Source organism: Paenibacillus sp. FSL W7-1332, from assembly GCF_037969785.1.
GTDB lineage: Bacteria > Bacillota > Bacilli > Paenibacillales > Paenibacillaceae > Paenibacillus_AQ.
Window position 1 is genome coordinate 5,362,285 of sequence record NZ_CP150209.1, and the last position, 12,233, is coordinate 5,374,517.

The window sequence follows — 12,233 nt, forward strand, 5'->3', positions numbered from 1 at the left end:
GCAAAGTCTAACCAGCCGTTGACCAACTGTCTTATGGTTGTTACCGGTACCAGCCCAAGTACAAAGAAGAGGCGCCGTTTCAACGGCGCCTCCGGCAATTCATGGCAAGTTGATCTCGTATCTCCAAATTCCTCTATCTTGTTCACACATAAAGCAACAAGTCCGCTATCGACCCCAGAGAGTAATCCGCTTCCTTGCAGTTCCTCGCCTCGCCGATGGCCGCAGCCGCCATGCCGCCGCGTTTGGCCGCGACCACTCCGGCCTCCGCATCTTCAACGACAAGACATTGTTCGGGAGGAATACCAAGCCTGCCGGCCGCCAGCAGAAACACCTCTGGGTCCGGTTTGCTGTGCTTGATCCCGTTCCCGTCCGCCACCGCGTCGAAATAACCGGACAAGCCGATCCGCTCCAAAATCACCGGCGTATTTTTGCTGGACGAACCGATGGCGATTTTGTGTCCCCGCTCGCGTAGGGCGGACAAAGTATCCACCACCCCCGGCAGCATATCGCCAGCGGTCAGATCGCCCAGCAGACCGCGGTAAACCTCGTTTTTCCGCTCAGCCAGTTCCAGCTTCTCTACTGGCGTATAACGTTTGCTGGCTTTTTCCAGTATAATCTCCAGACTTTCCATGCGGCTAACGCCGCGCAGCCGGTGATTGATTTCTTCATTAAATTCAATTCTCTCCTGCCAGGCCAGTTGGGACCACGCCAGGAAATGATAACGATCCGTTGAAACAATGACACCGTCCAGATCGAAAATAATCGCCTCATACCGCCGATCCATACTTCTCCTACCTCCTGATCCGCTTTCTCCATTTGCTTTCACTCTTAATTCCTGCAATCTCTTCATCTCCGCGGGCAATTTGCGGCCACTTGTCGCGCCCGCGGCGACTTTATCCTGCTTACAATCCGGCGTCCCACAGACCACAGAATGGGTCGACTGGGCTCGTTCCTTTGAATTCCGACCGCCCCATCAGCTTGTCGATCAGCGCCTGCAGCACGTTGTCGTTCGAATTGTAGGCGTTAATAAAGGTCTTCACCCGCGGCACATCCAGCAGATGGTACGGGTTCTCAATAGAGATGAACACCGTCGGAATGGAGGTCATATAGGTTGGCACATTGGCTCCCATCGGCTGCTTCCATTCGATGCGTACCACCGTTTGGTTGCTTTTGGTGACCAGGTTGGCCAGATAGATCATCAGATCATACTTGCCGAGCACCTCGCTTTGCGACGACATCATGCCTTCAAACCCGGGATTCACTTCAAAGGTACTCACCTCGAAGCCCTCGTCCTTCAGCCTTTCTTTGAACAGCTCAGCGGCTCCAGTCCGAGCGCTATAGGCTACCCCTTGCTGGGATTCAATGTCGTAGAACAGCACACGCTTGTGCTTGTCCGGATGGATCGGCAGCACCCCTTCTTCTTCTTTGACCAGGCTCACTGCCTTGTCCGCGCACTCGACTGACCATTGCTGGTGTTCTTCTGCTCCCAGCGCCTTCATAGCTTCTTCCAGACGAGGCGCAAGCGTCCCTTCCGCCTGCTTGCGGTGCAGGTTCAGCGCCGCTTTCAGTCCCAAAATCCGAGTCAATGCTTCGTTCAGGCGCTCCTCGGTGATGATGCCGTCCTCAATCCCTTGCTTCATGTAACCAGAATCCTCTTCCAGGCTGCGGCAGAACAGGAACATATCGCAGCCTGCGGCGATCGCCCGCGGAACGGCCTGCGACCGTGGCATCGAAATCATCATGCCGGCCATGGTCGAAGCATCAGTCACGACCAGGCCGTTAAAGCCAAGCTGTTCCTTCAGCAGCCTCGTTACCAATTCATAAGATAAGGAGGCCGGTAATATCTCCTCATCCTTCAGCGCCGGATTGAGCCTCCGGCTGTAAGCCGGCTGCAGGATATGACCGACCATCACCGTCATCGCGCCTTCCTCAATGCAGGCTTTGTAGACCTCACCGTAAGTCCTATCCCATTCTTCGCACGACAAGGAATTAACGCTTTCCACCAGATGCTGGTCCCGCTCGTCCACCCCGTCGCCCGGGAAGTGCTTGATGGAGGCCGCGACGCCGTTTTGCTGCACGCCATTGACATATCGAACGCCCATGCGGCGCACCCGCTCTGGATCCGAGCCGAACGTACGCGTGTTGGTAATCGGGTTGCGGAAGTTGTAATCGATGTCGATGATTGGCGCAAACGCCCAGTTGCAGCCGACAGCCGCGCCCTCGCGCCCGCAGACGACGCCCAACTTGTAGGCCATCTCATCGTCATCGGTAGCAGCAACCTGCATCACGGACCCAATGGTGGTTCCTTCCTCGGCAACCCCCGTACCGCCTTTCTCCAGATTGGCCGCGATCAGCATCGGAATTTTGGCGTTCTCCTGCAGCGTTTGCACCGTATTTACGACGCTGCTAGCGGCCATGGGCCGACACATCAAGCCTCCGGCCTTGTAGTCTCTCGCCAGCTTCTTCAAGTATTCCTCTTCCGCGGAATAGCCCACCAGACAGAACAGCTGCCCAACCTTCTCGTCCAATGTCATCTCCGCCAGTGTCTTCTGCACCCAAGTGACGTCTTCATTGGATAAATAAAACGGTTTGGCTTTTAAATCGACCATGTTTCTCATCTCCTAACTATATATTTTTGAAGAAAAGCGGCTATATAAGTTGAACCTATGTTCGTCCTCAACTTATATAGCCATGTTCATGTTAATTAATGAGGGCCCATCTGTTCCGAGAGCCTCTTTCTTACCAGCTTCTCAATTTCGCTGGCCGGCTTCGGCGGAAGCTCCTGCGGATGCCGGTGCGCCAGTTCGGCAGCCTGCTTGGCTCTGCCGGTTTCCTCCAGCCGCTTCAGGTAACCCGGCAGGTAACCTTTGGCGTGGAAAGGACCTCCTTCTTTCATGACCGTCCACAGCGGATCTTTATCATCACCCGTGCGTGCCATCATTTCGTCATGCCACTCGTTCAGCAAATAGACAGCTTCCATGCACACATCGCGGTTCTCGGCGGCAACATTATGCTGCTCGTTCGGATCCTCCCGCAAATTGAACAGCATCTCCTTGTCAAATAGGTGATAACCGTCATGATAGCTGCGGATGTAGAGCCAATCACGGAAGCGGACACTGCGCTGTACGACGTGAGCGCATTGCGACACGACCAGGTAATCCCGCCCGCAGTCGGCTCCCTCCCGGAGAACCGGAGCATAGCTGACTCCATCCCAATCCGGCATCGGATCAAAGCCGAGCATTTCGGCCACCGTCGGCAGCAAGTCCAGATGATAGTGCAGGCTGTCATTTACGAGGCCCTGCTTCATGCCCGGCCAGCGGATGATCATCGGAATCCGGCCGGTTCCCTGATCCGCAGTGGCATGCTCGCCGTAGATCCCGAGCTGCCCCATATTTTCGCCATGGTCAGCGGTTATCACAATGAGCAGATCGTCCATAACGCCTTGTTGTTCCAGAGCAGCAAACAATCTTCCCAAGTGATCGTCCATATAACGGATGCCGCAATCGTAACCGTCAATCATCGTTCTCAGGCCGTCCATATCAAGGATTTCACCTGGGTGACGCGGAAAATCGGGAGTAGTGGCATTGTCGTAGCTCTTGGTTCTGAAATCAATGTTGAGTTCCCGTGCGCTGTGAGAACCGACCATTTCCTTATGCCGCTCCAGCACATCTTCCGTTATCCACTGCGGCAGCGGATCGTCCTCAAAAGGATTTCCGTATTCTAGCGGCGTCCGGTAAGGGGTATGCGGATCCCAATAATTCACATAAAGGAACCAGTCGTCCTTCTTCGCATTGCGTTCAATCCAATCCAGCGCGACAGGTGTTACGTCGTCAGCAGACTCGTTACCGAGATGACCCGTATTGATGATTTCATTAAAACCGGCATAGAAAGCAAACGTGGAGTGGCGCTGCGGGAAAGGACTGATCAAGGTGGTATTTAGCCCGCCGACCAATTGCAGATACGACGGAAAGGCGACACCTCGGGTAAGTCTGCCCATCAGTTCACGCTTCTCGCCCTCCAGCTTCATATCTCCCGCCGTGCCGCCGTGACCGACGAGACCGTTGCGAATCCCGAACTGCCCGCTCATGAGCGCGGTGCGGGAAGGAGCACAGGGCGCATCCGAAGTATAGTAATTGGTAAAACGAACGCCCTCGGCCGCAATTTTATCAATATTGGGCGATGTATTGCGGTGATAGCCGTAGCAGCCCAAATGTTCCGGGTTGGTCGAATCCAGATCCAAAAACAAGATTCTCATAAAAAACCCTCCTGTTTGTTATCATTTTCACAGCATGGTGGATCTCATGGCCTGCAAAACTCATACACACTTAAATTTACATGCAATCCGAAGCATATTCCTTATACAATCTTTTTGTTTGTTACTCTATCTTTCTGGAATGCGGCAAGCCAATAGATAGAAGGAGAGAACATCCTGTAACGTGATGTCCGCTCCTTCCATATCGCCGACTTCGCTTTGAAGCTTAAACGGTAACGGCCCGATTGTGCTCAAGCTCTTGCTTCATGGTTTCCTCTTGTTTATCCAGTCGATAGAACATCATGAGAACGATAGAAAGTACGAAACAGATCATCGGCACCCACAAGAAATTAAACTGAAGCGCGAGCAAGGCAGAAGGTGTCTGCGTCTGGTTGGGAACATATCCGCCTATCGACATAATCCATGCGGCAATCGCTCCCCCGAGCCCCATGCCGAATTTGACGCCGAAGGTGGAGGCAGCCATCAGCAGCCCTTGCGCGCGCACGCCTGTCTTCCATTCGCCGAAATCCACCGTGTCGGCGATCATGGCAAATTTGATGCCGGCTACCACGCCAAGTCCCACCTTGGACAGCACTCTTCCGGTCACCAGGAGCGGAATCGAGATGAACTCCGAACCAAAATAGATGATCAACTGCCCCGCTACAGCCAGAACAAATCCTAAGATAACCGTGTTTCGCTTGCCCATTACTTTCGCCAAAAACGGCACCAGGATAATTCCGACCAGCATTAGACTCGATAATCCGTTGATGACCGGCACCAGATCAGCACGACCCAGATTGTATCTTAGGAAGTAGATCGTTGATTGATTCATCACGATGGTGGAAATAAACAACAGAACGTTAACAACCAGCAAAATCCACCACGGCCAGTTCCCTTTTAGCGCTTTCACGCCTTCTTTAAAAGGAACGGGTTTATTCCCATTGGACTGCACGCGCTCTCTCGTATTGGCAAACGTGATAAAGAAAAAAGAGACGCCGACCACCGCAAACAATATCATGGTGTAGAGAAAGCCTTGCTGTTGGTTCCCACCGCCAAAAAAGGCGACCAGCGGCAGTACCGCAGCGTTGACGATGAATGCGCCTGCTTGCCCGCCGACCATTCGATAGGTATTGACAACGGTTCTTTCCTGGGAATTGCTCGTTAAGCTCGGCAGCATGGACGATAACGGAATGTTGACCCCCGCATACAAAATACCGAGTGTAATATAGGTTGCGTAGGCGTAAATCAATTTACCGGTGGGGCTTAAATCCGGCGTCATAAACGTTAAAATGGCCACGATTCCAAACGGAACGGAGAGCCAGAGGAAATACGGTCTCGATTTCCCCCATTTGGTACTGGTACGGTCAATCAACACCCCGAAAATCGGGCCGTCCAAAGCGTCGATCATCCTGGCGACCAGGAACAAAGTACCGACCGCAGCCACATTCAATCCGTAAACATCGGTGTAAAAGAACATCAGGTAGGTAGTAATGACGGTAAAGATTAGATTGGACGCGGTATCTCCCAGTCCATAACTGACCTTTTCCTTAAAAGAAACTTGATTTGGCTCTTTCATTTATTATTGCCTCCCATGGTTTCAGCGTTTTCCTTCCTTTCGGGTCAATCGATCCTGTCATTGCCGATCCTGTCATTGCCGCTGGAGTCCTCGTTTTCGCTAATGAAGCGCTTTCTCTCTTATGCGGCGGCCCACTAGCTGTTTATGTCGAATCACCCCTTCTACTCTTGGCCCACTCTTACTCTACAACCATTCCCAAGCGAAATCCTTAACCGATCTTTTTGTTTGTTGCCGGATTTTCGCGTGTGACCAGCCCTTCATGTTAAATAAAGAGAAAAAGCGGCCATTCACCGATGGATGATCGGGAATGGCCGCCAGGCAGCAGGCATGCTATTCTTTTGTTTTCTGAAATTCTTCGTTCATTTCCTGGATGATCCGATCTCCGCCTTCCTGCCTCCATACCTCCGCCGCCTCGTCCACGGCACTTACGGGAAGCTGCCCCATGGCAACCTTGGTGATCGTATTCATCCATTTCTCCTGAAGCCGCAGCCCCTTTTGATCAAACGTTTCGCTGGACAGACCTTCCGCTGGATTCTTCCAACGATATTTGGCATTATTCTCGTAAAATTTAAGAACGTTTTCAACATACACCGGATCATCCCATTTTCGAATCTGAACCTCCGGGTCATAGCGGCGAAAAAACCACACGGAGAGAAGCTGCGGTCGGTCTATGTCAAACGCCTCCAGCTTCTTGAACGTGCCAGCGGCGGTCCTTTCGTAATGCAGCCCTTCAATGCCGTTTTTAATTAAATCATAGCCTTCGTCGGACAATAAATAATTCAATAGCTCCAGCGCTTTTTGCTGCTTGGCCGGTTCGATGTTGGCGTTAACCACGATTTTGCTTGTATTTACGATCGTGTGTGTCGCCTGAAGCCCGGTTGGCCCTTTGGGCGGAATTAATTGGACGAGCTCCGCCTGCGGGTCACTTCGTTTGATTGCCGGCAGGGTCGAAGTATAAAACTCGTTGGGGACAACGGTGGCGATGCCCACTTTCCCCGCCTCCAATTTGGCAAGCGGATCCTTGACCTTGTTCGTGGTAAATTCCGGGTCAAGCGCTCCGGATGCATAAGCCTCCTGAAGAAAAGCCAGCAATTGCTTCAGCTCCTCCGTTTGCACCTGCTGGGGAATCAGCTCCCCATTCTGTTCGATCCACTCGTTACCGAGCCCGAAAGCGCCGATCATCGCATCGAGATTCGTAAATTTCCCATTGACGATACTAAAGGAAAAACCGAATGTATCGGCTTCTCCGTTCCCGTCGGGGTCCTGCTGCGCAAACGCCTTGGCCACTTCAAGAAATTCATCCACGGTGGCAGGCATCCGAAGCCCCAGCTTGTCCAGCCAATCCTTGCGGATAATCAAGGAATCCCGTGTATCTGTGATATAAAATGGCAATCCGTATATTTTCCCCTTCGGATTCATGAGCTCCAGATATTCTTGACTCAAATATTTTGTGAAATTGGGATATTGTGCTAACTGTGGCTGTATATCCATAAAGACGCCTTTATCTTTCCACTTATTGAACTCCGGTCCTTCAATGAGGAATACGTCCGGAAAATCATTGGAAGCGGCCATTACATTCATTTTCTTCCCATAAACCTCCATGGGAATCCACTCGATACTCAGCTTGATGTTTAAGCGCTTATTCAATTCCCTGACGATCACATGATCCTGCGGCCAGCCGCCTCCTGCGAAACTGAAGGTCATCATATTCAGTTCTACGGGAGCCTCCGCGTCCCTGCCCCCCGGAGCCCCTTCCCCGGCCGGTCCGTTCCCACGGTTGACGGAACAACCGAGAAGCCCCGATAGCCATAACACGGCCAGCAGCACAGCGGTCCATTTCTTCATACCTATCCCCCACTTGTTCTATTTAGAGGTAGTTCAAAAAGTCACCTTTTGATCACGAAGCAGTTCAGGAAGTGATCACGACTTCGAATCATGAATTCAGCCGGGCCTAAGCGGATGCTGAAAACCTGACTTTTTGAACTCGCACTTTTAACCTGTTTGGAACGCATCGCCATGCCCGTTCCTTAAAGGAATTCGAATGCTGACCACGCTGCCGCGGCCCGGGAAAGAGTGTATGGAAATGCCGTATCGGTCGCCGTACTTCAAACGAATCCGGGCGTGAACATTCGCGAGTCCGATGGACTCGCCTCCAAACGTGTTTTCACCAGGCGAACTTTCACGGAATTGATCCTCCAGCTCCCTAAGCAGCTCTTCCGGAATTCCCGGGCCGTTGTCGGCAATTTCGATGATCAGATCGCTCCGCTCATCGTAAGCGTTTACCATAATCGCGGCATTGCCTCCCTTCGCTTCCACGGCGTACTTGACGGCGTTCTCTACGATTGGCTGGACGGTCAGTTTGATGATCGGACAATCCATGAACTTCTCATTCACGCGAACGCTGCTCTCGAATTTTCTCGGATAACGGATGTGGACGATATCCAAATATTTAATCAGGATGCCCAGTTCTTCGCGGAGCGACACTTCCTGATCGGCCGCTTTCGATGCATACCGGTATACATCGGCCAAGTTATGAGCGATTTTCTCGATCAATGGAACTTCCTCCAGATAAGCAATGCTCTTGATAATATCCAGCGTGTTGTAGAGCAAATGCGGATTAATCTGGTTCTGCAGCGCTCTTACCGTAGCCACGCTCTGCCTTAACTGCAGTTCGACCTCTTTCACCTTATATTCAGCCAGCTCCTGCATCAGTTCGTTCAACTGCTCAACCATATAGTTAAAGCTGAGGGTCAATACCTGGTATTCATATATCCCGGAGGCTTGCTCTGCCCTCACCTCCAAATTGCCCTTGGCGACTCGCTCCATTCTCGTCTTAATATGCTTGAGCGGACCCACAAACTGGGAAACCAGAATGGGAATGATCAGAAAGATGCAAACCGCCAGAATCATCAAGGCGATCATCGTGGATAACACCGCCGAATTCAATCCTTTCGCCATCTCGGCATAGGGAACGACGGATACGATATTCCAGCCTGTGTAACCTGATTCATTGACAGAGACCAGATAAGGCTCGCCGTTCCATGTTTGCGAGTTGGTCCCATTATCCACCTTCAAGTCCAGACCCTTAAGCGGCGTGTCGCTCCGATTCTTGCCCACCCATACCTTATCGGGATGGTTCACCACGATATCTTCCTTCGACAACAGGAAGAAATAGCCGCTTTTTCCGAGCCGGGATTTATCGAATGCGGCATCAATTTCGGTCAGCGAAAATTGCAGCACTAACTTGCCGATGATTCTCGTCGTTTGTGTGCTGTGGATCGGGATGATCATATCCATGACCAAAGGGCCGTTTTCACTCAGCCGATGCGTAGGCGAGACCGTAACTTCCTTGATATCGCTGAGCCAGGCATCCATCATTTTTTGGTCTTGCGGAATATAGCTTTTGTTTAGCGGAAGAATCCTTAAATCGTTGGAAACGAGAAACATATTGTTGATTTCCCGAAAATTGAAAGAAACGTAAGTGTTCATTTCCTTTTCGATGCCGGCGATATCTTCTACAATAGGGGTATAACCTTCACTCAGCCACTTTTGAACCAAATCGGTATTCAGTAACGTATTTGTCGATTTTTTCATTTGCCTGAAGTAAAACTCCAAATGATGGTTCAGCCGGCCTGTCGCCTCTTCCGCAATCATCACAAACTCTTCTTTGACCGCTTTGCTGTAAAAATAGTGGGAAAAACCGGCTGTCAGACACACCGACAAAATACTGAGACCAACAAACAGCGCAATCATTCTTTGCTTGATGGATCGTAAGGGAGAAAATTTATCGTTCATAAGCCCAGGCTCCTGCGATATTCACCCGGTGACCTGTCCGTTAGGCTTTTGAACAAACGGTTAAAGTACGGCATGGAGGAAAAACCGACCATATCAGCTACCTCATAAACTTTCAGATCCGGCTCCAGCAGCAGCTGTTTGGCTTTTTCAATCCTGTATTTATTCAAATGATTGATAAAGGAGTCCCCGTACTGCTGCTTGAACAGCACACAGAATCTGGAAACACTTAAATCAGTGTATTCCGCAATCTGCGCCAGCGTAATTTCCTTGGCGTAGTTTTGCTCCACATATTCGGTCACCCGCTTGCTCAAAAATCGTTTTCTATGGCCTGAAGAAGCGGCATTCAATTGACGCGACCATTGCTCAAGCAAATGGGTAAAATGAGCTTGTACGGCAAGTTTGTCGGACGGATCCCCGAGCTGCAGATGCTGATGAAACGGATCGATCCCCCTAAGCTGCTCGTTCAGCTTATCAGAGAATATACGGAGCAATCCGTTTCGAATTCCCGGATGCGGAACTTTTGCCTTATAAATGGAGCTCAGGATCCGGTTTGCTTCACCAGCCAGTCTTTGGTGATCCCACACTTCCATGACGCCAAGAAATTCCTGAATTTTATAAAGAGGGTCATAAAGATGGACCGAGCTTTGCAGCCGTTCCACGGAACGCAGCAGCGCCTGCTTCAAATCTTCTGCCACAACCGGCTTAAGCAAATATTCCGTCGCTCCGTACCGAATGGCCTGTTGAGCATAGGCGAAATTCTCATAACCGCTAATTACGATCGGGACGATGCCCAGCTTGTATTCATCGCATTTACCAAGCAAAGACAACCCGTCAAGCTCCGGCATGACGATATCGGTGATAACCACGTTCGGCCACACCTCATTAATCTGATTCCACGCCTCAATTCCATCGCTGGCCTGGGCCACCACTTTAAAATCAAGCCCAAACCGCTCGATCATCTCCACGATGCCGTTGCGAATCCATATTTCATCCTCTGCAACCAATACATGAAACATCTGTATCCCCCGGATTGTAATTTATGATTGGTTCTGATTATTTATTGATCCTAAAATCATCTTGAATACCTTGACTATAACAAAGATAATGTCATATTGGAACAAAGAAAAGGATTTTTTCTGCTTCATAATCTTATTAAAAGCGCTTTACCTCCAAACTTTTTATTATTTTGACATTATTAAAGACCGATGATATCTTGAAGGTAGATTAGACAGGGAGGGATCGCTTTGTCGGGAAGCTGCGTAACCACACGTCATTCCAACATCGGCATCATGTGGAAAACCGTGTCCGAAGACTGCAATTTGGCCTGTGATTACTGTTATTACAGCACATGCGGAGGCAAGCCGGGTCCGAAGATTAATCGGATTGATTCTGCCATTTTGGATAAATTCATCAAAGATTACATGCAGCGCTCCCAAGGCGCCTCCAACTTCGCTTGGCAAGGCGGAGAACCGCTGCTGGCCGGACTTGAATTTTTCGAGGAAGTGGTCTACCGACAAGCCCTGCACGCCCCGCCGCACACGGGCATCAGCAATTCACTGCAAACCAACGCTACACTGATCAATGACCGCTGGGCAGCATTCTTTAAAACCTATAACTTTCTGATTGGCGTCAGCCTGGACGGTCCGAAGGAGCTCCATGATTCACGACGCGTGAATGCCGCCGGCAAAGGGAGCTTTGACCGCGTCATGGCCGGGATTGAGCACCTGCGGCGTCACCAGGTTGATTTTAATATTTTGACGGTCATCCATAAGGACAATGTGGGGAAAGCCAAGGAATTGATGGCCTTCTACCGTGAGAACAACTTCAACTATGTACAGTTTATCCCGTGCATGGATTTTCGCTCCCAGCAAGTGGACGAGCCCGGCGTCTTTGAAATTACGCCGCGCGAATACGGCGACTTCCTCTGCGCCGTGTTCGACGATTGGTACAACGACGGTGATCCGCAAGTTTCCGTTCGCTTCTTCGACAATATGCTCAGCGTATACGTGAACCGGGAAGCGGAATTGTGCATTCACCATGCGGCATGTCCGACAAGCCTTGTACTGGAGCAAAACGGAGATGCTTTTCCTTGCGATTTCTTCATCAATGAGAAATGGAAGGTCGGGAATGTGGCCAGCGATTCCATAGATGATATGTTGAGTCACCCGAACTATGAGCGATTTCACCGGATGAAGCCGGCTCTACCGGATAAGTGCCGTTCTTGCGAGTGGCAGCGCTTATGTTACGGCGGATGCCCACGGAACCGCAAATGGAATCAGGAGTCGGAGCAGGCCGATCCGGACTACTTCTGTGCGAGCTACATGCAGATTTACGGCTATGCTCACGACAGAATGCAAGAGCTAGGTAACAAGGTGCGCAAGGAGCTTTATACGCACCATTTGCAGCGCTATTTTGACGGTAAGACGCCTGGCCGCAATGAACCCTGCCCGTGCGGCAGCGGCAAGAAGTATAAAGTGTGCTGCGCTTCCGCCAGTTAATCTTGAATTCACAATAGCATGTTTTTAGCAACCTATAAACAGGATGCCTAAAAACACCGAGCCGCAAGCGAGATCAACCTCGCTTGTGGCTCTTCCCGTTTAAGCCCTATCC

8 protein-coding genes are annotated in these 12,233 nt (G+C 50.9%); 1 reads left to right on the forward strand and 7 read right to left on the reverse strand.

The window, feature by feature from the left end; all coding sequences use genetic code 11:
- Positions 1-142: 142 nt before the first annotated feature.
- The 7 genes from pgmB to MKX98_RS24330 form a co-directional block, all read right to left on the reverse strand.
- On the reverse strand, positions 143-784 hold the full coding sequence (gene pgmB, locus MKX98_RS24300) for a beta-phosphoglucomutase (protein WP_339218872.1): 642 nt from the start codon (positions 782-784) through the stop codon (positions 143-145).
- Positions 785-902: 118 nt separating this feature from the next.
- Complete coding sequence (locus tag MKX98_RS24305; protein WP_339218873.1) at positions 903-2,609, reverse strand: glycoside hydrolase family 3 N-terminal domain-containing protein; 1,707 nt, start codon at positions 2,607-2,609, stop codon at positions 903-905.
- A 95-nt stretch (positions 2,610-2,704) separates the two neighbouring features.
- Positions 2,705-4,255 (reverse strand): sulfatase, encoded by a 1,551-nt coding sequence (locus MKX98_RS24310; protein ID WP_339218874.1) that lies wholly within the window; start codon positions 4,253-4,255, stop codon positions 2,705-2,707.
- Between the two features lie 223 nt (positions 4,256-4,478).
- A complete protein-coding gene (locus MKX98_RS24315; RefSeq protein WP_339218876.1) occupies positions 4,479-5,828 on the reverse strand; it encodes an MFS transporter in 1,350 nt (449 codons plus the stop codon).
- Between the two features lie 330 nt (positions 5,829-6,158).
- Positions 6,159-7,673 (reverse strand): extracellular solute-binding protein, encoded by a 1,515-nt coding sequence (locus MKX98_RS24320; protein ID WP_339218878.1) that lies wholly within the window; start codon positions 7,671-7,673, stop codon positions 6,159-6,161.
- Positions 7,674-7,820: 147 nt separating this feature from the next.
- The gene (locus tag MKX98_RS24325) at positions 7,821-9,623 is read right to left on the reverse strand and encodes a histidine kinase (protein ID WP_339218880.1); all 1,803 of its coding nucleotides are present in this window, start codon (positions 9,621-9,623) and stop codon (positions 7,821-7,823) included.
- Positions 9,620-10,639, reverse strand: a complete 1,020-nt coding sequence (locus tag MKX98_RS24330) for a helix-turn-helix domain-containing protein (RefSeq protein WP_339218882.1) — start codon at positions 10,637-10,639, stop codon at positions 9,620-9,622. The genes MKX98_RS24325 and MKX98_RS24330 overlap by 4 nt, the downstream gene beginning before the upstream one ends.
- A 228-nt stretch (positions 10,640-10,867) precedes the next feature.
- Between MKX98_RS24330 and MKX98_RS24335 the strand changes: the two genes are divergently transcribed.
- Positions 10,868-12,121: an anaerobic sulfatase maturase gene (locus MKX98_RS24335; RefSeq protein WP_339218883.1), complete on the forward strand. Its 1,254-nt coding sequence runs from the start codon at positions 10,868-10,870 to the stop codon at positions 12,119-12,121.
- Positions 12,122-12,233 lie beyond the last annotated feature (112 nt).

Excerpts from the sequence above, each read along its gene's own strand:
- pgmB (WP_339218872.1), bottom strand. The coding sequence starts at position 784 with ATGGATCGGCGGTATGAGGCGATTATTTTCGATCTGGACGGTGTCATT.
- MKX98_RS24325 (WP_339218880.1), bottom strand. The coding sequence starts at position 9,623 with ATGAACGATAAATTTTCTCCCTTACGATCCATCAAGCAAAGAATGATT.
- MKX98_RS24310 (WP_339218874.1), bottom strand. The coding sequence starts at position 4,255 with ATGAGAATCTTGTTTTTGGATCTGGATTCGACCAACCCGGAACATTTG.
- MKX98_RS24315 (WP_339218876.1), bottom strand. The coding sequence starts at position 5,828 with ATGAAAGAGCCAAATCAAGTTTCTTTTAAGGAAAAGGTCAGTTATGGA.
- MKX98_RS24320 (WP_339218878.1), bottom strand. The coding sequence starts at position 7,673 with ATGAAGAAATGGACCGCTGTGCTGCTGGCCGTGTTATGGCTATCGGGG.
- MKX98_RS24330 (WP_339218882.1), bottom strand. The coding sequence starts at position 10,639 with ATGTTTCATGTATTGGTTGCAGAGGATGAAATATGGATTCGCAACGGC.
- MKX98_RS24305 (WP_339218873.1), bottom strand. The coding sequence starts at position 2,609 with ATGGTCGATTTAAAAGCCAAACCGTTTTATTTATCCAATGAAGACGTC.